Origin of the sequence: Runella limosa DSM 17973 (genome assembly GCF_000482465.1) — a bacterium.
Lineage (GTDB): Bacteria > Bacteroidota > Bacteroidia > Cytophagales > Spirosomataceae > Runella > Runella limosa.
Genome location: NZ_KI519421.1, coordinates 232,999 through 256,263, shown reverse-complemented (window position 1 = coordinate 256,263; position 23,265 = coordinate 232,999). Strand labels below are relative to the sequence as shown.

20 protein-coding genes are annotated in these 23,265 nt (G+C 42.3%); 11 read left to right on the top strand and 9 right to left on the bottom strand.

Annotation, left to right across the window (positions count from 1 at the left end; genetic code table 11):
- Positions 1 to 3: 3 nt before the first annotated feature.
- The 7 genes from K339_RS0116805 to K339_RS36705 form a co-directional block, all read right to left on the bottom strand.
- Positions 4 to 1,140: an NAD(P)/FAD-dependent oxidoreductase gene (locus tag K339_RS0116805; protein WP_028524634.1), complete on the bottom strand. Its 1,137-nt coding sequence runs from the start codon at positions 1,138 to 1,140 to the stop codon at positions 4 to 6.
- Entirely contained in the window at positions 1,127 to 1,810 is a 684-nt protein-coding gene (locus tag K339_RS0116800; RefSeq protein WP_037300826.1) for a methyltransferase domain-containing protein, read from the bottom strand. The genes K339_RS0116805 and K339_RS0116800 overlap by 14 nt, the downstream gene beginning before the upstream one ends.
- The gene (locus K339_RS0116795; RefSeq protein WP_028524632.1) at positions 1,807 to 2,871 is read right to left on the bottom strand and encodes a type III polyketide synthase; all 1,065 of its coding nucleotides are present in this window, start codon (positions 2,869 to 2,871) and stop codon (positions 1,807 to 1,809) included. The genes K339_RS0116800 and K339_RS0116795 overlap by 4 nt, the downstream gene beginning before the upstream one ends.
- A 100-nt stretch (positions 2,872 to 2,971) precedes the next feature.
- A complete protein-coding gene (locus tag K339_RS0116790) occupies positions 2,972 to 3,649 on the bottom strand; it encodes a LytR/AlgR family response regulator transcription factor (protein WP_028524631.1) in 678 nt (225 codons plus the stop codon).
- Between the two features lie 11 nt (positions 3,650 to 3,660).
- Positions 3,661 to 5,292: a tetratricopeptide repeat-containing sensor histidine kinase gene (locus K339_RS0116785; RefSeq protein ID WP_028524630.1), complete on the bottom strand. Its 1,632-nt coding sequence runs from the start codon at positions 5,290 to 5,292 to the stop codon at positions 3,661 to 3,663.
- 333 nt (positions 5,293 to 5,625) lie between these two features.
- Positions 5,626 to 6,192 (bottom strand): RICIN domain-containing protein, encoded by a 567-nt coding sequence (locus K339_RS33950; RefSeq protein WP_051398062.1) that lies wholly within the window; start codon positions 6,190 to 6,192, stop codon positions 5,626 to 5,628.
- 72 nt (positions 6,193 to 6,264) lie between these two features.
- Complete coding sequence (locus tag K339_RS36705) at positions 6,265 to 6,846, bottom strand: collagen-like triple helix repeat-containing protein (RefSeq protein ID WP_051398061.1); 582 nt, start codon at positions 6,844 to 6,846, stop codon at positions 6,265 to 6,267.
- Positions 6,847 to 7,138: 292 nt separating this feature from the next.
- Between K339_RS36705 and K339_RS0116770 the strand changes: the two genes are divergently transcribed.
- Positions 7,139 to 8,557 (top strand): AAA family ATPase, encoded by a 1,419-nt coding sequence (locus tag K339_RS0116770; RefSeq protein WP_037300822.1) that lies wholly within the window; start codon positions 7,139 to 7,141, stop codon positions 8,555 to 8,557.
- 134 nt (positions 8,558 to 8,691) lie between these two features.
- Positions 8,692 to 9,585 (top strand): helix-turn-helix domain-containing protein, encoded by an 894-nt coding sequence (locus tag K339_RS0116765; RefSeq protein ID WP_028524627.1) that lies wholly within the window; start codon positions 8,692 to 8,694, stop codon positions 9,583 to 9,585.
- Here the strand turns inward: K339_RS0116765 and K339_RS0116760 are convergent.
- On the bottom strand, positions 9,582 to 10,484 hold the full coding sequence (locus K339_RS0116760; RefSeq protein WP_028524626.1) for a helix-turn-helix domain-containing protein: 903 nt from the start codon (positions 10,482 to 10,484) through the stop codon (positions 9,582 to 9,584). The genes K339_RS0116765 and K339_RS0116760 overlap by 4 nt on opposite strands.
- Before the next feature lie 153 nt (positions 10,485 to 10,637).
- On the opposite strand from K339_RS0116760, the gene K339_RS33945 reads away from it, so the two are divergent.
- The 6 genes from K339_RS33945 (at position 10,638) to K339_RS0116730 (ending at position 18,411) form a co-directional block, all read left to right on the top strand.
- Entirely contained in the window at positions 10,638 to 11,396 is a 759-nt protein-coding gene (locus tag K339_RS33945; protein ID WP_051398060.1) for a hypothetical protein, read from the top strand.
- 121 nt (positions 11,397 to 11,517) lie between these two features.
- Positions 11,518 to 11,706: a hypothetical protein gene (locus K339_RS0116750; protein ID WP_028524625.1), complete on the top strand. Its 189-nt coding sequence runs from the start codon at positions 11,518 to 11,520 to the stop codon at positions 11,704 to 11,706.
- 156 nt (positions 11,707 to 11,862) lie between these two features.
- Positions 11,863 to 14,100, top strand: coding sequence for a xanthine dehydrogenase family protein molybdopterin-binding subunit (locus K339_RS0116745; protein WP_028524624.1), 2,238 nt, complete (start codon positions 11,863 to 11,865; stop codon positions 14,098 to 14,100).
- 134 nt (positions 14,101 to 14,234) lie between these two features.
- A complete protein-coding gene (locus K339_RS0116740; protein WP_028524623.1) occupies positions 14,235 to 14,714 on the top strand; it encodes a (2Fe-2S)-binding protein in 480 nt (159 codons plus the stop codon).
- A gap of 194 nt (positions 14,715 to 14,908) precedes the next feature.
- Complete coding sequence (locus K339_RS0116735; RefSeq protein ID WP_229598766.1) at positions 14,909 to 17,098, top strand: xanthine dehydrogenase family protein molybdopterin-binding subunit; 2,190 nt, start codon at positions 14,909 to 14,911, stop codon at positions 17,096 to 17,098.
- Between the two features lie 176 nt (positions 17,099 to 17,274).
- Positions 17,275 to 18,411: an ATP-binding protein gene (locus K339_RS0116730; protein WP_229598754.1), complete on the top strand. Its 1,137-nt coding sequence runs from the start codon at positions 17,275 to 17,277 to the stop codon at positions 18,409 to 18,411.
- A 36-nt stretch (positions 18,412 to 18,447) separates the two neighbouring features.
- On the opposite strand, the gene K339_RS0116725 is transcribed toward K339_RS0116730, so the two are convergent.
- A complete protein-coding gene (locus K339_RS0116725; RefSeq protein WP_028524620.1) occupies positions 18,448 to 19,731 on the bottom strand; it encodes an ATP-binding protein in 1,284 nt (427 codons plus the stop codon).
- Between the two features lie 221 nt (positions 19,732 to 19,952).
- Here K339_RS0116725 and K339_RS0116715 point away from each other — a divergent pair, with 221 nt between their 5' ends.
- From K339_RS0116715 to K339_RS0116705, 3 genes are all read left to right on the top strand, one after another.
- Complete coding sequence (locus tag K339_RS0116715; RefSeq protein WP_028524618.1) at positions 19,953 to 20,504, top strand: gluconate 2-dehydrogenase subunit 3 family protein; 552 nt, start codon at positions 19,953 to 19,955, stop codon at positions 20,502 to 20,504.
- Between the two features lie 104 nt (positions 20,505 to 20,608).
- Complete coding sequence (locus tag K339_RS0116710) at positions 20,609 to 22,324, top strand: GMC oxidoreductase (RefSeq protein WP_028524617.1); 1,716 nt, start codon at positions 20,609 to 20,611, stop codon at positions 22,322 to 22,324.
- A gap of 63 nt (positions 22,325 to 22,387) precedes the next feature.
- Positions 22,388 to 23,230 carry a sugar phosphate isomerase/epimerase family protein gene (locus K339_RS0116705; RefSeq protein ID WP_028524616.1) on the top strand — a complete coding sequence of 281 codons (843 nt, stop codon included), beginning with the start codon at positions 22,388 to 22,390 and terminating at the stop codon, positions 23,228 to 23,230.
- Positions 23,231 to 23,265 lie beyond the last annotated feature (35 nt).

Genomic DNA, 23,265 nt, shown 5'->3' with positions numbered 1-23,265 from the left:
GTTTTAAAAAGGTTTCCCGTGGGTGAGGCTGATGATTTTTTTGACTATAAAAGGAAAAGGTTTGAGGCTCCGAAGCAACACTTCGGTTTGAAATTCACTGCCAAACTGCGCTTGAATTTGTCGTCCCACCCACAGCCGACGTTTAAAAAGCTGGTTCCAACTGGTGGTAAATTGAGTTTCTAATTCATAGCGAGAAATTATTCCATTGGCATATTTATCAATCCACTCAAACGCAATTTTTGAGCCGTGTAGCGCCATGCTCATGCCGTTGCCGCAGAGGGGTGTTATCATCCCTGCCGCATCTCCGAGCAGTAGCACGTGGTTTTCGACCAAGGTTTTTGGTTCAAAACTAATTTGGGAAATGGTGACGGGTTCGGAAAATAAAAAGTCGGCATTGGCAAAAATTGATTTTAAATAAGGATTCCGAAAGAGCACTTGTTCGTGCATCTGTTCCAGTTTACTGCCCGATTTTTTGAGGTTTTGAGCCGTAGTAAGGTAGCACAAGCAGTATTTGTCGTCCTCAATAGCGGAAATGCCACAGTAGCCGTCCACAAAATTATGCAGGGCAATTTTGTCTTTTGGGAAATCAGTTCGGAGGTGATACTTGACCCCAAGGTAGTTGTTGAGGCGGGTTTCTTGGCTTTGCACAAAAGGCCGTTTCCATGCCACATCAAGGTTTGATTTTTTCCCAAAACTCCCCACGCAGCAATCCACTTCCCACGTTTGCTGGTTGGCCGAGATGATAAACGAATCGGTAGCTGTCAAGTAGTCAATTTTGCTAACGGTATGTTTTTCTAAAATAAGTACGCCCAACGAACGAGCAATTTGTACCAGTTCGAAATCAATTTGGTAACGACTAAGCCCAAAACCTCCCAACGGAAGTGCTTCCGACAGCCGAGTCCCTTTTGGCGAAGTGATTTCTAACTCCTTGATGACGGGTAAGTTCCAGGCAGACAAGGGAACGCCTAAGCGTTCAATAAAATCGTACGATTCAAGACTAATGTACTCGCCGCAAACACGGTGGAAAGGGTAGGTGTTTTTTTCAAATAAGGTAACTTCAAAACCCTTTCGAGCTGCTTGAATGGCCAAACTTAGCCCTGCCAACCCACCTCCCACGATGCCAAGCTTATTTTTGCGCATGTTGTACCACGATTAAAAACCGAAATGCCCACTGCCAACGTATAGTGTAATGCGTAATACCTGCTTTGGCAAGTAACGTTTCCCATTCCGAGCGCGTAAAACCACGCCTGACCGAAAGCGGTGCGTCATTTTTGACCAAATAAGAACGGGAAAAAAGCTGAGTCAAGACCTTAATTGAATAGTACGCCAACGCGTGACGGTGCAAATCGGCGATAAAAAAACCTTGGGTCGAATGTTGGTGCATCCATTGCAGCATGTCCACCAGTTGTTCGTCGGTAAAGTGATGACAAAAGAGCGAATTAAAAAGAAGGTTGGGCGTTTTGTGAAAGATAGCCTTTTGATAGTCAGCCGTTTGGAAACGAACCGACGGGTTGTGGCTACGGGCATAATCGGTACAATCGCGTTTCAAGTCAACACCTTCTAGGAAAAAGTCGGGGTATTTTGAGCGAATCGCTCCGAGGTTATCGCCGCCTCCTGACCCGATTTCAACTACGTAGAGCGACGGGGCTTTTTTTGCAAATTTTGAGATACCATTCAACACCACCCGATGCCCCCCGAGCAAGGTATTGATGATTTTGAGTTCTTTCAGGTTTTGAAACAAATCAGCTGAAGGGATGTCGTCGGCATCCAAAAGTTCGGGCGTGTAGGAGCGTTTTTTAAAAGTTATCATGCCAAAATCATGCTTTCCATCGTGATACCAGGCCCAAAGGCAACCGCAAACGTTTTGTCCTCATCGTTGGTTGAAAATAGCTTTTTTAACACAAAAAGTATTGTCACGGACGACATATTTCCGTAATTTTTTAATACCTCAAATGATGCTTCGCTCGCCGTGCTTCCTAACTTCATGGCCCGTTGGACGGCCTCTAAAATGCTTTTCCCGCCAGGGTGAATGGCCCAGTGGGTAATTTTATCAAGTGTTAAGTGGTTGTTGGAAAGCGCATTGAGAATCATTTGCCGAATCGAAGCCTCCAGTAATTTTGGTACTTCGTTGCTCAATTTCATCAAAAATCCGTGCTCCGATACCTTCCACGACATGTCATTTTTTCCCTGCAAAACCACTTCCGAATAAAACCCCTCAATGCGTTTTCCGTGGGGGCGGTTGCTCACGACGCAGGCGGCGGCACCGTCGGAAAAAAGCAGGTTGGAGGTTTGGGTATCCAATGATTTTCCTTTTTGAAAATGTAAGGTACACAGCTCTGTACAAACGACCAAAACTTGCGCGTTGGCATCGGCCCGACAAAAGGCATCGGCCAATTTCAGGGCGTGAATAGCCGCGTAACAACCCATAAAATTGACTGAATTTCGGACAATTGTTGGAGATAATTCCAACGATTCCATCAGCTGAATGTCTAGTCCGGGTGCCATCAAACCCGTACAGCTCACCGTAATAAGGTGCGTAAAAGATGCGTCATTTTCGGTAAGGCCAAGGTCGGAGATGGCCGATTGAGCCAGGGTTAGGGAGTGAGTCTCAAAGAAACTCATTCGTTGCGAAACGGTAGGAAATGGTTCTAAATCAGGGGTTTTTGGGTAGAATTGGTAGCCGTGTTTAGAGCTGCTATAATCTGCTAAAACCGAATGACGAAACGAAATACCACTGCGGTGATACATCAACGACAGCCGCCTAGATTCATCTTCTGAGTAATTTTCTGCTGCCAGCATAAACCTCAAAATGTCGGATTGATGATGCCGATGGGGGGGAACAGCCGTTCCAATGGCATTGATATAAGGCATGTAGTTATTTTCGAGTTAATTTAGTATATTAACTCGAAATAGGCGAAGGAGTTTAAGAAAATCATTTCCCTGTCATTCCCCAGGTCGCCAATCTAACGGTTTACTTTTCAAAGAGGTCTTTCTTGGAGAGGGGTATGATGGTATTTTTTATGACCACATTTTTAGCATTATACTTCTCAATTTTATCCTTGTTGACTATAAATGCTCGGTGAATTTGAATGAATTTTGAGGGAGGTAATAATTCTAAAATTTGCGAAATAGTAGCGCGAGATTTAAACGTTTTTTCGTTGGTATAAAAGAGTAAATAATTTCCTTCTGAATTGATAAAATTGATGTCTTCTAACGGTAATTCGACTTTATATTCACCATCTTTTACCAAAATGGTAGGTTTGGGTTTTTCTTCTTTTGAAGATTTTATGAGTGCCAATTCAATAGACGCGATTAAGTCGCTGTTTTTAAAGGGTTTGGTGAGATAAGAATAAGGGGACGTTGCAATAGCTTCACTGATAATGGTGGCATTTTCGTAAGCTGTCAGATAGATAAACGGTACTTTTTGTTTGTTTTGAATGAGATTCCCCAAACTAATGCCGTCCATTTCTCCATCGCCGAGATTGATGTCAAGAACGGCGAGGTCAACCAATTCTTTGTTGAGAATTGCCAAGGCTTCATCGGCGTTTTTGGCTTCTAAAACCTGATAACTATTTTCTTGAAGAATTTTCTTAGTAAGTCTCCTATTCAGAAAATCGTCTTCTACGATTAGTATTACTTTTGAATTCATTGCTGAGGTCGTTAAAAACACATTTTCAGTTCAAACCCTTTTTTGAGTTGTGTTTCCACTGTGCCATTGAGTTGGTCAATCAGCCCTTTCGTGATTTCTACCCCAAGCCCTTTGGTTTGCACATTCTTAAAATCAAAGCCAACGCCATTGTCGATGTAGTGTAGGCAATTCTTTTTTGAGTTTTTCTCTTGGTTGATTTCGATATTGATAATGCCTTTTGTTTGATTTTTGAAGGCGTGTTTCATGCTATTGCTAACCAACTCGACGATAATCAAACCCAAAGGCAGTGCTTTTGTGATAGACAAAATCTCGATGTCACAAGTGATAAACAGGCTCACATTCTTTTCTTTGATGTCATACGAATCCTTGACGAGTTCGGATAGATCGGTTACGTACCGTTTCAAGTCCACCTCATTGACACTTTCCGAAACATTCAATTTTTTATGGAGCAAAGCAATCGAATGAATCCGATTTTGGTTACTTCTTATCAAGTCGTCGATGTTGCTATGGCTCGCTGATTCTTTCTGGATTTCTAAGATGCTAATCACATACTGTAGATTGTTTTTTACGCGATGTTGCAGTTCAGAAAGGAGTACCTGTTTTTGCTCCATTGTTTTCTCTATTTTCTCCTTTTGAAGGCTTATTTCTCGGTTTTTATCCTTCAAAACGGCATTGTTTTTTTGTTTTTGACGGTTATTCCGAATCAAAATAATAGTCAGTAATCCAAAAAAAATAAGAAATCCAATGAGCGTATTTTGTCTGATGGAATTGTCGTAATCTTCTTTAGCTTCTATTAATTCTCGCTCGCGTTGTTTGATGGTATTGACAATATTTTGCGTTTGAAAAATTCTAGAAGTCGTGTAAATGCTATCGTTAGAAGCATTGACTATTTTCAGATAATTGATTGCTTTGGCTGGATTTTTGTGTTCGTAGATTTGCGCTAAAATTTTGGCGGCGCTTATGGTAAGCACTAAGTTTTTGAATTGTTGACCGCCTTCTAAGGCTTTTTCCGCGTAAAAAATAGCCGAGTCGGGTTGGTTCATTGCCTGAAAAATCCCTGCTAAATCGACCGACTGCTCAGATTCTAAAAAAGGATTGCCAAATTTGTTTGAGAAACTAATCGCAGTTCTTAGATAATGTAGTGCTTGTGGGTAGTTTTTGCGTTTTTTTTCTACCCTTCCCATGACGGCATTGGCATACGATACCTCTATGGGGATGTTCAATTCTCGGCAGCTTTTGTCTATTAATTTTCCAAAATACATGGCAGAATCAAGCTCGTTTAAATTTTCATAAACCTCGCCAAGATTATGGTAAATTAGCCATTTTCCGTTGTTAGGAAGTGATTCTATTTCTGGGTCGTTTTTGGCTTTTAATAACCATTCTAATCGGTGTTTGCTATCTTGTTGTTTTTCATAAACAAGAGCGATTAAGTTATAAAAAACGATTTCTAATTTGGGGTATTTTGCTTGACTTACCTGTAAGCCTTCATAAGCCGACTGCATACCATTTTGCCAATCGCCCGTGATGGTTGAGACGAAGCTTAATGCCTGTAAAGAAACCAATTCGCCATAGGTGTAATCGAGTTTTCGGGCAAGATTGATTGACTTGGTTGCATATATTACAGCTTGGTGAGGCGCTGTCATGGTATGATACCTTGCCAAACGCCATAAATTGATCACTCTATTCGTGTCGTCAATAACCTCCGTCAAATTTTGTTTTAATCTATCTACCTCTTTTGTAGATAAACTAAGGGGTTGTCCGAGTCCAGATGTAGCAGAAATGATTATAATGAAAATAGTTAATTTGATTATCAATTTCATGGCTCGTTTTTATAAGCAAATTAGGGATAAACGTGTCGTTGGAGTAATGAATCATGAACGAATGGGTAAAAGTAGTTTATAAATTTGAAATAAAAACACCTTTTTCTTTTCAGGAAAAATAGAAAAGAAAAAGGTGAATAGTTTATAATTACTTTACTATTTTACGGGTACTAATCTCCACATCTGACCCGAAACATTTTGAGTTTTATCCATAAACGTGTTGCCCGAATAGACAGCTTTATTATCAGGCTTATTTCCTTCCAAAGAGAAGTTGTTGCCATGTAGCATCGTCCGCAATCTATAGAGATGATCGCCGTTATTGGCACTTACCAAATCTAATCTCCATAGTTGTCCTGTTACATCTTGGCAAGCATCCATAAAAGACCTGCCGTCTTTCTCTCCCCCAGCAGTATTAGCCTCCAAACATTTGCCATCGCCCTGATCTTTTGATTTCAAGCGATACCATCCTTTATTTTTAGCATCTGGAACTAATTGCCACATTGTCCCAGTTACGCCTTTTTGAGAAGACATGAATGAGGCCCCACTCATAACATTACTCGCTGCACCGTTGCTTTCAAGAGATAGTGCATCGTTCGTGAATGCCGTCCGCAAATAATAATAGCCTTGATAATTAGGGCTAAAAGAATGCCCTCTCTCTTGAGCATAGGATGTTAATGCGAGACCAATGAACACAAGAATTGGAAGTGTTTTTAAAATTTTCATTTTTCAGGGTTCTTAATAAATTTTGCCTACTCTAAATCAGCATTTTCGACATCCTGCTTTTAACAAATTATTTTAATCCTTTAGGTTATAATGCGCTTTCACGGCATTATAATCTGAGAAATCTACTACTCCTTTACGACCATTGCGTAGGTCGTTGGCAGGGATAATCACTATACGAGTTGAAGCTGAAAGTGATGCTGTAGAAGCTATTTTTCTATAAATATTTATTCCTGCGGTGTTTCCAGCAAAAGAAGTTTCATAGTAGAATTCATGTTCAACTCCATTTGCGTAAACAGTACCAGGGATAGCATACCAACCATAAGAGGTTGCGTTATTTGGTGTGCCATTGGCCATATAGATTAATATAGCACTACTATTCATTATTGCAGGCGTGACATTAGAAGGGAAAATAAATTGTTGAACTGAGCCTTTTGCTGCCGTCCAAGTTTTGGCTGCGTATGAGATTTGAATCACGTTGGCATTGCCATTTTGCCCCGCAGGTCCAGCTGGTCCTGTTGGACCCGCAGGCCCAGCCACTCCAGCCACTCCCGCAGGTCCAGCTGGACCTTCGGGTCCTTCACAACTTGTGAATAATAAACTACTACAAACTACTGATAATGACAAAATTAAAGACAAGAAAGGTGACTTTTTCATTGATACTGCGTATCTCCGCCGAGTGTTTAAATTGCTTGAGATTTGATTATGAAACAAATGTAGATTGGCGCCCAAAAGCCACAAAATTTCTGGGATATAAGTCGGATTTTAGGGATAGAAAGTGATATTTCGCAATTTGGATATTTGAAACCTAGTTCGTAGGCTATTTTTATGATAGTTTTATAATGAGCTACAACTATGTGAAATAATTAAGATGTAGCCAAGTATAGAATCATATTTGGCTATAAATGCTATTTTTTATATACTTGTAGCTAAATATACGGTTTATGTCATGGATAAAATTATTGGAAGAAAAGAAGAAGTTTCGATTTTAGAGAAGATAAAAACGAGTGGAAAGCCCGAGTTTGTAGCTGTTTATGGTCGAAGAAGGGTCGGTAAAACGTATTTGATTCGGCAGTTTTTTAAGCACCAATTTACCTTTTATCTGACAGGTATGGCCAATGCCAATACCCCTTTGCAGCTCGGTAACTTTATTTCGGCTTATCGAGAATTGAATCATTTATCAGATGAACGTATCCCCCAAAATTGGTTTGAAGCCTTTGCCTTGTTAAAGCATTTGATTGAATCGAAAGGAGAAAAGCTGTGTATTGTTTTCTTAGACGAACTGCCGTGGATGGATACACCTCGCTCTAATTTTGTGATGGCATTAGAGCATTTTTGGAATAGTTATGGCTCTTCAAAAAACAATTTAAAACTGATTACTTGCGGCTCGGCAGCCTCGTGGATGATTAATAAATTGATTAACAACCACGGTGGTTTACACAATAGGGTGACAAAAAGGATTCATATTCATCCATTTACACTTGATGAAACGCAGCAATTTTTACAAGCAAAAAATATTGTTCTTGAACGCTATCAAATTGCTGAGTTGTATTTGATTTTGGGCGGAATCCCGTTTTATTTAGAGGAAGTGGAAGAAGGACTTAGCGTAGCCCAAAATATTGACAGGCTTTGTTTTTCGGAAACGGGTTTGTTTAGAAATGAATATCAAAATTTATTCAAATCGCTTTTTAAAGATTCAGAAACCCATCAATCGGTAGTCGAAGCACTGGCGGGTAAATTGAGGGGTTTGCAACGAGATGAAATCATTAAATTAGCCAAAATACCCAATGGCGGAAATACCACAAAAGTGCTGGAAGAGCTTGAAAGTAGTGGTTTTATAAGGAAATATGTGCCACTCAACAATAAAATAAGAAACAGCCTGTACCAGTTGACTGACCCTTTTGTATTGTTTTATCACCAGTTTATGAAAAATACAAAAGCAGTAGGCGAGGGGGTTTGGATGAGTTTTGTTGATGGTTCTCTTTATAAAACATGGACAGGATATGCTTTTGAAAACCTGTGCTTGCTACACATTACTGCCATAAAAAAGGCGCTAGGAATCAATGGTATTTATTCGGAAAATGCCTCTTGGCGAAGCAAAGAAAATAATGCTCAGATTGATTTATTGATAGACCGCAAAGATAAGGTAATTACGATTTGTGAAATGAAATTTTCGAACGATGAATTTGTGATTACCAAAGACTATGCTGATAAACTGAGGAGAAAACTCAATGTGTTCCGAACAGAAAGCAAAACCAAGAAAAGCGTGTTTCTCTGTATGATTACCACTTTCGGTATTCATACCAACCAGTATTCACTAGGGTTGGTGCAAAATTCGCTCACTTTAGAGGATTTGTTTGTAAAGTAAGCTCATGGCTAAACAGTTACATAAACATGGTAAGATTTTCTTCTGTTTGATTTTTGTAAGTTTTGGTTTGAAAACCGTTGAAAAATAAAGGAGAGCAGGACTACCTTTGTGCCTTTATAAATTCCACTGATAGCATGGAAAAAGCAGAAAGTCTTCAGGATTTTTACAGCCGAAAATTTGAGTGGATTCCCGAAAGTTTAAGCAAAGACATCGGGCACGTAAATGTATTTCGGTTGCCTCATCCCGCCAATAAACCCGTACCGTATCGTCGGCGCGACTTTTTTAAAGCAACGCTTTGTCGAGGAGGGAGTCGGATTCATTATGCCGACAAGGTATTTTCGTTTGAAAAACAGGCACTTGTGTTTTCTAATCCATTTATTCCGTACAAATGGGAGCACATCGACGACGAAATTGAGGGTTTTTATGTGGTTTTCAACGCTCGCTTTTTTAATCAGTTTGGCAACTTGATACAGTACGAAGTTTTTCAACCCACAGGTACCCACGTTTTTGAATTGGACGATGCACAGTTTGGGGCATTGGGGGGCGTTTTTGAGAAAATGGAAGCCGAATTAGCCTCCGAATACATCCATAAATACGACGCCATTCGAAACCTGATTTATGAGTTGATTCATTATGCGATGAAAACGCGCCCCTCTACACGCGTAGAACAATTGCCCATCAATGCTGCCCAGCGGATTCATTGGTTGTTTTTGGAACTGTTGGAAAGGCAGTTTCCCATTGATGAAAATCACGTTGAAATACAATTAAGAACGGCCTCCGATTTTGCTACACAACTCAATATCCACGTCAATCACCTTAACAGGGCAGTGAAAGAAACGGGTGGTAAAACTACCTCGCAGCTCATTAGTGCGCGGTTGTTGCAAGAAGCTAAAATCATGCTTAAACAAAGCCAATGGAATGTTTCTGAAATTGCCTTTGCGTTAGGTTTTACGGAAGTAACGCATTTCAATAATTTTTTCAAAAAACATACCGATGCTAGCCCTGTGAAGTTTCGGAAAGAAGGTTAGTTCATGGTCATTCGGTACTCCAACGGGCTTATACCTACTTTTTCTTTGAACAATCGGGTGAAATGTTGAGGGTATCGGTAGCCTAAGTCATAAGCGATTTGACTGATGGTTTGATGAGGGTCAACTATTTTTTCTTTGGCAAGGTCAATCACTTTCAATTGAATAAATTCTAAGGCCGTTTTGCCTGTTTCTTTCTTGACCAAATCCCCAAAATAATTGGCTGATAGATGGAGTTTCTCGGCGCAATATGCCACCGTGGGCAAGCCAATGGTTTGGGGTAGGTTAGCGCCAAAATAGTCGTTGAGTAAAGCTTCAAACCGAACCAAAATATCTTTGTTGAGGGTTTCACGGGTGATAAATTGACGGTCGAAGAAGCGAACACAATAATTTAAGAATAATTCTATGTTGCTTACTATCAATGTTTTGCTGTGTTTGTCTATGCCATGTTCTAATTCTTCTTTGATTTTCTTGAAACACTCCAATACAATCTGTCGTTCCCGTTCCGAAATATGCAGAGCTTCGTTGGCATCGTATGAGAAAAACCCGTATTCGTTCATCTTACGCCCCAGCGACGTGCCTTTGATAAAATCAGGATGAAAAACCAATGCCCAACCGCTGGGCTGTACCCATATTTCGTCGGGCAAATTAAAGCCAAAAACCTGTCCTGGTGCAATGAAAATCAACGTTTCGTCTTGATAGTCGTACTGGTTGCGTCCGTAGGTCATTTGCTCACATTTTACATCTTTCAAAAAGATAACGTAAAGTTCTGACAAGTACCTGTTTGCCCTAATTTTTTGAGATTTTGATTGGTCTAACACGCTTACCAACGGGTGAAGTGTTTCTTGCCCACGGCGAGAATTAAACTGCGTAACGCTGCTTAGTTTTTCTATTTTATCCATGATTTTCGGTTAATGACATTGACAAAGTTCCGAAACTTTGACAATGTTCAATAGCCGTCCGTAAAAATGGTAAATGATACCGTAAAACAGGTAGGAGTCAGGTCAAAAAATGAGCAGAACTTTGTGGCATGAATAATTGAACCAATGCTTTCTATGAAAAAAGTCGTCCTTCCGTTTTGTATTTTATTGTTTGCGTATGTTGCTTCTGCTCAGTATATTGACACTGTCCAAACGCCTCGTTTTTTCAGAGGGCAGATTACGGCCACCAACAACGGGATTTCGTTGATACCTAACTTTTCGCTGAATCGCCCTGCCGTCATGTTCGACTTGTCGCTGGGCAAAGGTCGGCTCAGTTTCGACCCCATGATTCGCTTTGGACTGGATGGCAAACCGTGGACATTTGTGTTTTGGTGGCGGTATAAACTCATTCAGCAAAAGAAATTTACGATGGGCGTAGGAGCGCATCCGTCGGTAGTTTTTAGAGAGGTGTCGGTGGTTGATAATGGCATAACCAAAAATTTTATGTCGGCTCAACGTTATTTTGCTTGGGAGGTTTCGCCTACTTATATCTTCAATAGAAATATCAATTTCGGCCTTTATTATTTAGGTTCTCATGGACTAACCAAGGACATTGTACAATATACCACTTTTGTAGCTGTACGGAGTAGTATCAACCTTTCTTTATCCCCAAAATGTATTTTAAATCTTTATCCGCAAGTATATTACCTCAAAATGGACGATAAAGACGGGATGTATTACAATATTACAGCAAACTTATTCAAGCGCAACTTGCCTGTGTCGTTCAATGCCGTAGTAAGCCAAGCCATTCAAACCGAGATTATAGGCAAGGATTTTCTGTGGAGTATAGGGCTGGTTTATAACATCAATAAGACGTATTTGAAGACAAAATAATCATTTGATTTTCGTAACTATCTATTTGAAATCAGTAAAAACATGAAAAAAAGAACATTAGGAAACCGCTTTTGCCCAAAAGCATAATGCCACCAATGCCCAAATCGCACTGGCATGGGTATTGGCTCAAAAACCTTGGATTGTACCCATTCCTGGAACGACCAAACTGCATCGTTTAACAGAGAATAATGGTGCCGTAAATATTCAGCTATCAGCTGCAGAAGTAGCAGAACTAACCAAAGCCTCGGAAGAAGTAAAAATTGTGGGAGCAAGATATACCGAAGCCATGGAGAAAAGTACGGGGTTGTGATACCTGTTTCCTTTTCAGGTGCGTAATTTGTATATCTTTACAATAAGGCTAAGAAGATGTCAAATTGATTACTCTTTCGACCTACCAACGCTTGTAGGGCGTTACAAAAAGTTATAGATTTTTATAAGTGAAGTTGTTTCTAAAAACATCCTATTTATGACAACCCTCAACCGCCGCTCTTTCCTCAAAGCCTCTGCTCTTTCGGGCGGAGGGTTGTTGCTGAGTAGCTTTATCAAAGTGACAGACACCCGACCGCCAGTCGTTGACAAAGCTGAAATGCAGATGGTCTTTAACCAACTCAACGGTTTTGTAAAAATAACGGCTGATAACGTCATCAAAATCATGTCGCCCAATCCCGAAGGCGGACAAGGCGTAAAGACTTCGATGCCAATGATTGTGGCCGAGGAATTGGACGTTGATTTTTCAAAAATCATCATCGAACAAGCCGACTTAGATACCAAACACTTTACCCGACAATTTATTGGCGGTAGTCAAGCCATTCATCAGGGTTGGAAAGCCCTACGAACCGCAGGGGCAACGGCTCGCCAAATGTTGATGGAAGCAGCCGCAAAAACTTGGAATGTGCCTTTGGAGGAAATTAGTACGAAATTGGGCGTTTTGCACCATAAAAAGTCAAATAAATCTGCTAAATATGGCGAAATGGCAACTGCTGCCGCTCAAATTCCAGTGCCAAAGGATGTGAAGTTAAAGAGCGTAAAAGACTTCAAAATCATAGGCAAAAGTCAGCGAAATGTGGACTTAGAAAAAATAGTTTCTGGTAAACCACTTTTTGGCATTGATACCAAAGTAGAAGGAATGAAAATCGCCATGATTGTGCATCCACCCGCCATGGGTCTTACTTTTAAGGCGGTTCAAAATGAGTTAGCAATAAAGAAAATGAAAGGAATTGTAGCTGTTTTTCCAATCAAAATTTTTAATGATGACTACGAAAAGACCTTCTTCGATACCACCCAGTTCAATGAAGTAGTAGCAGTAATTGGCAACAGTACTTGGGAGGTAATGCAAGCTAAAAAATCGCTGAAAGTGGAATGGAAAGAGGCCGAAGCTTATGCTGAAAAAAGAAATATGAACGGTCGAAAAACGACGCTGAATATACCAGCAGGCTTGGAAAGTTCGGCAGACCACGCCAAGAAGTTTGTCGAAAAAATGACTCAATCTGCCAATGTTCGCCGCAAAGATGGGGACATAGAAACAGCTTTTACAAATGCCGCAAAGGTTATCGAACGTACTTACAACGGTCCTTTTTTAGCTCATAATTGTATGGAGCCGATGAATTTCTTTGCCCATGTAACAGATGAAAAGGCAGAATTAATAGGGCCGCTCCAAAAACCCGAGTTTACCGAACAAGCCCTTTCTGCACGTTTGGGGATGCCGTTAGAGAAAATTGATATTAAAATGACCCGCTTGGGTGGAGGTTTTGGCCGCCGCTCGTATGCCCATTGGTTGATAGAAGCAGCACTGATTTCCCAACAAGTAAAAGCCCCCATCAAACTCATTTACACCCGTGAAGACGACATGACGGCAGGTATTTATCGTCCTGCTTATGCTGCAAAATACCGTGCAGCCCTCGATGCCGACAATAATCTGATAGGTTTTCATGTAAAAGTAGGCGGAATGCCGCAATCGCCATTAGCACCCAATCGTTTTCCTGCGGGAGCCGTGGACAATTATTTGGCCGAAGATTTCACGATAGATACCAACCTCACCGTGGGCTCATACCGAGCACCACATTCCAATTTTATGGCTGCTGCCGAGCAATCATTTTTGGATGAAGTAGCCGAAACAGCAGGCAAAGATCCGATTGCTTTTAGATTAGCGTTGCTCAAACGTGCCAAAGAAAACCCTGTGGGAAAAAACAACGATTACGATGCCGACCGCTTTGCAAAAGTTTTGGAATTGGTCAGAGAAAAATCTAATTGGGAAAATACAAAAGCCACGAAAAAATTAGGCTTTTCGGCTTATTTCTGTCACGATTCGTATGCGGCTCATGTGCTTGATTTGGAGATGAAAGATGGCATACCAATAATAAATAAAGTATTTTGTGCTATTGATTGTGGGATTGTAGTAAACCCCAATGCCGCCAAAAACATGGCAGAAGGTGGCATCGTTGACGCCATTGGGGCTGCTATGTACGGCAAAATGACCTTTACCAAAGGCGTACCCGATGCCAATAATTTTCATAATTTCAGAATGATTCGCCACAATGAAGCCCCAAAAGCGATTGACGTATTTTTTGTAGAAAACACCGAAGACCCCACAGGCATGGGCGAGCCCGCTTACCCACCAGTTCATGCAGCCTTGGCCAATGCCCTCTATAAAGCTACGGGCAAACGACTCTATCAGCAGCCGTTTAATGAATACTTGCAAACGTAAAAAGAAGGAATGTCCTACTTTTGGGCGATTTCTATTGTTTGATTTTCGTAATTTTTTGTTTGAAAACTGTAATTTATTTATAAATCATTGTCCTTTCTTTGTAAAATCTCATAATGTGAATAAAAGTCAAAATTATGGCAAAATATAACCTAAAAATCAACGGTAAAACCCAGCAAGTGGATGTAGATCCATCAACGCCCATGTTGTGGGTCTTGCGTGACCACCTCAATATGGTTGGTACGAAGTTTGGCTGCGGCATGGCTCAGTGTGGCGCTTGTACAGTTCATCTGGATGGAAACGCTGTGCGTTCGTGCAGCTTGCCTGTTTCGGTAGTTGGAAAAGGAGCCATTACTACCATCGAAGGTTTATCGGCTGATGCAACTCACCCCATACAAAAAGCATGGCTCGAACACGACGTGGCTCAGTGTGGCTATTGTCAGTCGGGGCAAATTATGTCGGCTACGGCTTTGCTAAAAAATAATCCTAAGCCTACAGATGCTGATATTGACGCCGCCATGAGTGGAAATATTTGCCGTTGCGGTACGTATTTGAGAATTAAAGAGGCGATTAAAAGTGTGGCCAGCCCCCTAACCCCCAATGGGGGGAAAAAATAAGCCCCTAACCCCAATGGGGAATCAATTTTGGAAGCTTATTTATTCTTCACAATTTTCAAATTTTTAGAATACACATGAAAAATCAAGATAAAAAAAACGGTATTAAAGCCCCCATTGGGGGTTTGGGGGCTGGAGGTAACGGGGCTGTCTCTCGACGTTCCTTCCTCCAATCTTCCGCTTTGGCTGGTGGGGGAATGTTGCTCAGTTTCGGCTGGTTTACAAGTGCCAACGCTGCCGAAAAAATGGGGGTGTTAAACCTGCCTGAGCAACAATGGTCGGAACTGGCTGCCTACATCAAAATTACGCCCGATAATGTCGTTAAAATCCTTTGTCCTAACCCCGAATTTGGACAAAACGTAATGACTTCATTGCCCATGATGGTAGCCGAAGAATTGGATTGCGACTGGAAAGATGTAGTGGTAGAAATGAGTACGCACGACAATGTGAAATACGGTTCACAATTTACGGGAGGCAGCAATTCGGTCAGGATGTACTGGAAACCACTCCGAAACGCAGGAGCCGCAGCTCGTCAAATGCTCATCGAAGCGGCGGCACAAACGTGGGGTGTTTCGGCTTCGGAAATCACAACCAAAGCAGGGATTTTATCACATTCGAGTGGAAAATCGGCAAAATATGGCGAAATGGCCAGCAAAGCCGCTACCCTTGCCGTACCAAAAGAGGTAAAACTGAAAGCACCCAAAGATTTTTCGATTGTCAGCCATTCAAAGAAAAATACCGAAGGGGTAAAAGTGGTAACGGGCAAGCCATTATTCGGAATGGATTATAAAGTGGACGGGATGTTGATTGCCATGATTCAGCATCCGCCTGCCTTTGGTATGAAATTAAAGTCGTTTGATGCCACCGCCGCCAAGAAAATGCCAGGTATCAAAGATATTTTTAGCTTTAAACTCTACGATGATGGTTTTGTGCAGGGCGGTTTTGATACAAGCACTTTCAACGAAATGATTGCCATTGTAGGCAAAACAACTTGGGAAGTAATGAATGCCCGCAAGAAACTCAATGCGCAATGGGAGGCCGCTGGCGACGTAAAAGTAACAATGAATGGAAGAGGCGGTAAGCAAGAGGTGACAGTACCGGGTAGGCTTGAAACTACTGCTAATCAAATGGAAATGATGGCGGAATACGCCCAAAAGCCAGCACAGCAACTCCGAAAAGACGGCGACCCAGAAACGGCGTTCAAAAATGCCGCCCAAATCATCGAACGTACCTACAATGCGCCGTTTTTGGCCCATAACACCATGGAGCCGATGAATTTCTTTGCCCATGTGCAAGAGGATAAAGCTTTGGTGGCGGGGCCATTGCAAGCCCCAGGGTGGATGGAGCCTACGCTGGTGAAGATTTTAAACCTTCCTGCCGATAAAATCGAAATCCAAATGACCCGCATGGGCGGCGGTTTTGGTCGTCGGGCGTATGGGTCGTATGTGTATGAGGCAGCTCGTATTTCACAAAAAATGAAAGCGCCTATCAAGCTGATTTATACCCGTGAAGATGACATGACGTACGGAATTTATCGCCCCATGTACACCGCAACCTATCGCGCAGCGCTCGATGCTAATAAGAATCTGATTGGTTTTCACGTAAAAGGCGGCGGTATTCCCGAAAATCCCGTTCATGCCAACCGTTTTCCTGCGGGTGCGGTTGACAACTATTTGGCGGAAGGTTGGGAGATTCCATCGAATGTCACGATTGGGGCATTTAGAGCGCCACGTTCCAATTTTAATGCTGCTGCCGAGCAGTCGTTTTTGGATGAAGTAGCCGAGGCTATGGGCAAAGACCCGATTGCTTTTCGTCTTGATTTGTTGAAAAGAGCCAAAGAAAATCCAGTGGGCAAAAATAACGATTATGATGCCAGCCGATACATCGGAGTGTTGGAATTATTAAAAGAAAAATCGGGCTGGGGAAAACCCGAAAATGCGGGTAAAAAACGGGGCGTAGCGGCTTATTTCTGTCATGCTTCGTACGCAGGTCATGTGGTAGATATGGTGATGCGCGACGGTCAGCCGTACGTGGAACAAGTAACAAGCGCCGTTGACTGTGGCGTGGTGGTAAACCCCGACGCCGCCCGAAATATGGTGCAAGGGGCAGTGGTGGATGGCATCGGACAATCGTTTTATGGAGCTTTAACGCACAAAGAAGGCGTTCCAGAACAAAGCAATTTTCATAATTACCGCATGATTCGGATGAACGAAGCGCCAAAGAAAATAGACGTTCATTTTGTCCAAAACGAGATAGACCCAACGGGACTTGGAGAGCCTCCTTTCCCACCCGTATTTGGGGCAGTCGCCAATGCGTTGTTTCAAACAACGGGCAAACGATATTATAATCAGCCGTTTAAGGTAGAGATTGAGAAGATAAAGTCGTAAAACTGCTTTAAAATAAAAAAGCCACGAATGCGCTAATCATAGGCGTGTTCGTGGCTTTTTTTATATCTCAAAACCGAAAACTTCTCAAAGAAAAGAGCCGCTGGCGCACCACATCATTAACGTTTGCTATAGTACTTGAAATCAATAAATTTATATAAATTTGTAGATTATAATCAATGAATTTATATAAAATGATAGAAAGAAGGCTAAAGGCACACTTAGAACGGCATTGGAATGATGGGAAGGTATTGATTGTTTTAGGGCCACGCCAAGTGGGTAAAACAACCTTGTTGGAATATTTGTGCAGTCAAAGAGGGGATTATCTTTTACTGAATGGTGATGATCCGATTGTTCGGCAGACCCTTGAAAACATCGGGGAAGTGCAACTCAAACAACTCATTGGGAAGTATCAGACAGTGTTTATTGATGAAGCTCAACGAATTTCAAACATAGGACTTACGCTAAAAATTATTCACGACCGCATCAAAAATGTAAGGGTTGTAGTAAGTGGTTCGTCGGCATTGGAATTGAGCAGCAATATCAACGAGCCACTTACGGGACGCAAGTGGGAGTATCATTTATACCCTATTAGTTGGGAAGAGCTAAGTCAGCACATAGGCTTTTTAGGGGTAAAACAACAGTTCGAGATACGACTCATTTATGGTATGTATCCCGAAATAATAAATAGTCTTGGAGAAGAGGAGGCTGTTTTGAAACAGTTGGCAAATAGCTATTTGTACAAAGATTTACTGAATTATAATGGTATTCGTAAACCAGAAGTGTTGTCTAAGTTGTTGATTGCTTTGGCGTTACAGGTTGGGTCGGAGATTTCGTACAATGAGTTAGCTCAATTACTCAGAATAGACCGAGCTACGGTAGAACAATATATTGGGCTACTTGAACAGGCCTACGTAATTTTTAGACTTAACCCACTTAGTCGAAATGTTCGAAATGAAATAAGTTCGAGTAGGAAGATTTATTTTTATGACAACGGTATCAGAAATGCTCTTATTGGGAATTTTAATCCGTTGGCATTAAGAAATGATACAGGAGCTTTATGGGAAAATTTCTTGATAAGCGAGCGTTTGAAAGCTAATCATTACAACAATAGTACGACCAAAGCTTATTTTTGGCGAACCCATGCCCAGCAAGCAATTGATTATACAGAAGAACGAGGCGGGCAGATGTACGCCTACGAATTCAAATGGAATCCCAAAGCCAGAATTAAATTTCCTAATTCATTTGTAGAGGTTTATCAACCTGTTGAAAAACAGCTGATTAATCCTGACAATTTTGAGTATTTTTTGAAATAAAAGTAATCGTGATGATGTAGTGTCAGGGCACATATTTCAGAATCCATTGACGGCATACAGTGGCATGTTTGCCATCCAGTCTTGCTCGCGGTAGGGGCTCATGGAGAATCGAATCGCTTGCTGAGGTTGGAACTTGTCCGTGAACACTTTCAAGCTTTTTGATTTTAAATTTTCTTCAGCTTTGACCTCAATGGGAATCATTTGGTTGTCTTTTTGCACCAAAAAATCAACCTCCGCCGTAGCGTTTGGGGCTGACCAATAAAAAATGTCATGCTTGAGGGTTAGTTGTTGCGCTACAAATTGCTCGGTCAGTGCACCTTTGAACTCGGTCAAAATACTATTTTTCTCTAACAGGATTCGCGGGCTGTTTTCGGCCATGGCATTGAGGAGTCCTACATCCAAACAAAACAACTTAAAAATGTCAATATCAGCGTAGGCTTTAAGCGGAAGTGCTGGCTTTTCGACCATGGCTACTTTCAAAATCAAACCCGCTTCGGTGAGCCAAGTGATGGCCATTTCAAAATCCTTCGCCCGCGCTCCTTTTTTGAGTTGACCGTAAATAAATTTGCGATTTTCCTTGGCCAGTTGACTAATCAAATGGCTCCAAACCAATCGGATACGCGGAACGATATCGAAGGGGGCATGTTTTGCAAAGTCATTTTCGTAGCCAAGTAAGATTTTTTCCTGAATGTCACGGACTTGGTTCAAATCTTGGTATTGTTGGTAATTGGCGACTGCTTCGGGCATTCCACCAATAAAAAAGTATAGCCGCAGCAAACCTATTAACTTATCGTGAAATGAAGCAAGAACCTCCCAATTTGATTTTTGAAGCTGTTCTAGTAGAAGTTGTTGATCATTGTTTTCTAAAAATTCAAAAAAACTCATGGGGTATATGCGTAAAAAATCCACTTTCCCCACTGGAAAAGACGTGCCTTTTTGAAGTGAAACTCCCAACAGAGAGCCTGCGGCAATGATATGGTAGTGCGGAGCTTGCTCGTAAAAATACTTGAGGACGGTAAGGCCTTTGTTTGCTTCTTGGATTTCATCAAAAATAATGAGGCATTTCTCTGCTTGAATTTTATACCCAATTTCGATTTCGATGATTGAAATAATCCGTGAAATGTCAAAATCTACCAAAAACAATGTCTTTAGACGTTCGCTACTTTCAAAATTAAGATAAGCTACTTGGTCAAATTCTCTTTTCCCAAACTCTTTCATCAACCAAGTTTTTCCTACTTGCCGTGCCCCTTGTAAAATGAGTGGCTTTCTTGTGGCCGAATTTTTCCAGTTTAGTAAGTCTTGATATAGGTGTCTTATCATGTTTTTGTTTGAATTTATGTGGAAATTTACATTTTTTCCTTTGAAAAAGTGTGATATAATACATTTTTTCAAAGGAAAAAACGCAACCCTTCCGAAAGTTTCAAACTTTCGGAAGGGTAATAGTGATATTCTACTAGCGGTAAGGTGTGCGCAAACGGTTAAAAAACAACCCCGCCCATCTTTTAAAGTAATTAACCCAATTTACCAATCAACTCAAGAAAATGAACAGAAGAGAGGTCATTAAAAGTGTCGCCTTGATGTTTGGAGGAACGCTATCGGCACCAACCCTCATGGCCATGAACCATTGGGAGCAGAACTCCCCAATTCCAACCACAAGCGCGGCCTTCAGCTTGACGGAGCAGCAGCGAAAAATAGTGGCAGAAGTAGCCGAAATGATTATTCCCCGTACCAACACGGTAGGGGCAAAAGACGTAGGCGTGCCTGCGTTTATCGAAATGATGCTCAAGGATTGTTATTTGCAGCCCGACCATCAGCGCTTTTTGGAGGGTTTAACTTCGCTAGAACAACTGAAATTTTTGGAACTGAACGAAGGCGAACGACGCGGTGCGCTCAAAATGATGGAGCAGCAAACCAAAGAACAAATGAAAGTGCCATCGAAAACTGTCCCCTTTTGGCGATTGATGAAAGAACTGACGCTGTTGGGATATTTCACCTCAGAAGCGGGTATCAAGGCTTCGTTTGAGTATGTACAAATTCCTGGAAAGTTGGAAAATATCAAGCTAAAACCAAACCAAAAATTGTACGCGTATTAAAATAGATATTTAGTGATGAGATTTTAGTGATGAGTTATGAGAGAAAAGAGGACACTCATCGCTTATAACTCATCACTCCTCACTATAAACAGTTCTTTAGAATTATGAACCTGAATATAAAAGTAACGAAAGAAAATACCTTTGACGCCATCGTGGTTGGGTCAGGGATGACGGGCGGTTTTGCGGCAAAAGAACTGACCGAAAAAGGAATGAAGGTGTTGATGATTGAGCGTGGAAAAGAAATCAAGCACGTCCAAGATTACGACACGGCCATGAAACAGCCTTGGGAAATTGAACACCGTGGCAAAACCACCCTCGTTTCGGCCGAAGAACGCTGGGCGAATAGCCGTTTTTGGGGCCTAGGCAGCGAAGAAGTGGTGAATCACTTGACCAACGACAAAGAAAATCCGTACATCGAAAAACGCCCTTTTGACTGGATTCGGGCCTACCACACGGGTGGAAAATCCATGCACTGGGGGCGTCAGTCGTACCGTTGGAACAAACAAGATTTTGAAGCCAACGCCAAAGAAGGCATCGGTATCGACTGGCCGATTCGCTACGAAGATTTAGAGCCTTGGTACACGCACGTTGAAAAATTTGTGGGCGTAAGTGGTCAGAAAGAAGGCTTGGACGTACTGCCCGACGGGCATTTTTTGCCGCCCATGCCGCTGTTTGCGCCTGAGGCGTATTTCAAAAAAGTGATGTTCGACAAGTTTAATCGCCCCGTAACGGTAGGGCGGGTGGCCAACTTGACCCAACCGCAAGCCATCCATACGGAACTTGGCAGGGCATCGTGTCAATACCGTAACAAGTGCGCGCGTGGATGTCCTTATGGTGGATATTATAGTTCATTGTCGGGGGCGATTCCTGCTGCCATGCGTACCAAGCGCTTGACGGTGTTGCACGATTCGATTGTGGCTGAAATTATCTATGATGACCAAAAAAAGAAGGCCGTTGGCGTTCGGGTTATCAATCAACATAACCACCTCGTCACCGACTATTTTGCTAAAATTATTTTCTTAAACGCAGGCTCTATCAATACTGCCGCGTTGATGCTCAATTCAAAATCAAGCCGTTTCCCTAATGGTTTTGGAAACGACAGCGATCAAGTTGGCCGCAACCTCATGGATCACCAACTTGGCGCGGGAGCGACGGCGAGTATCGAGGGTTTTGAAGACGATTATGTTTATGGACAGCGCCCCAACGCGCTTTACATTCCTCGTTTCCGAAACTGGGGGAACGATAAACAAACGGCGTATCTCAGGGGCTTTGGCTACCAAGGCGGAGCGAGCCGCGAAGGCTGGAACCGTGGCGTGGCTGCCGATGGTTTTGGAGGTGATTTTAAAGAAAATTTGACCAAGCCAGGGGCATGGGCCATCAGCATTGGTGGTTTTGGGGAAGTGCTGCCCGACCCTAACAACCGAATGTACCTCGACCCCGATAAAAAGGACAAATGGGGCGTGCCGTTGATTGTGTTTGACGCGGCTTTTAGTGACAACGATAGAGCGATTCGCAAAGACATTATCGCTTCGGCGGTAGAAATGCTGGAAACGGCAGGGTTCAAAAACGCGACTCCATACGACCGCCCAACGCACCTTGGACTGGGTATTCACGACATGGGAACGGCTCGGATGGGGCGCGATCCAAAAACGTCGGTGTTGAATTCCTTCAACCAAGTGCATGACAGTAAAAATGTGTTCGTCACCGACGGCGCAGCGATGGCTTCGGCCTCTTGTGTCAATCCATCCATCACCTACATGGCGCTTACGGCCCGCGCGGTAGATCATGCAGTAAAGTCTTTGAAAAAAAGAGAATTGTAACCAAAAACAGTATCTGTTTCCCTTTTTTGCCTTTCTTAAAGAAAAAAAGTACCAGAGAAAAAGATGAATAACCGTAGAAAGTTTCTTAAACAAGCAAGTAGCGCTTTGGCGCTTGGGGCAGTTGCACCCGCGATGGCGCACGAAAATGCGAGCACGCCCAAAGCAAAAGAAGATTTGTTCAAGCTAGGAATTGCAGGCTATAGTTTTGTGCATTTCAAACTAGACCAAGCCCTCGAAATGATGCGTAAGGTGGACGTTCACTACCTGTGTATCAAAGATTTTCACTTGCCATTTAATAGCACCGACGAACAAATCGCGGCGTTTCATGCCACACTCAAGGCGTCAAACGTAACGGGTTATGCCGTGGGGCCGATTTACATGAAAACGACCCAAGAAATCGACAATGGTTTTGAATATGCCAAGCGGGTAGGGGTAAAGTTGATTGTGGGCGTACCAAACGAAGAGTTGCTGCCGTATATCGACAAAAAAGTGAAGGAATACGACATGCGTTATGCCATTCACATCCACGGCCCCGACATTAAATTGTGGCCAAATGCGTCGTCGGTTATCGATGCCGTTAAAAACCTCGACCCGCGTATGGGATTGTGTTTTGACATGGGCCATGATGCCCGTTTTGGCGACGACCCAATTGCCGACCTCAAAAAATACGCCGACCGTATCTTTGACATTCACCTCAAAAACGTAACAGCGGCTTCTAAAGAAGGAAAAACCTGTGAACTCGGACGCGGTATCATCGACGTGCCTGCGTTTGTGGCCATGCTCCGCAAAATCAAGTACAGCGGAAGTTGTAGCCTTGAGTACGAAAAGGATATGAAAGACCCGTTGGCAGGTATCGCCGAATCGGTGGGGTACTTCAAAGGAGTTTGTCAAGCGAGCCGTAAATAGTCAATAGCGGTTAGCTGTCTCAACAGTAACAGGCC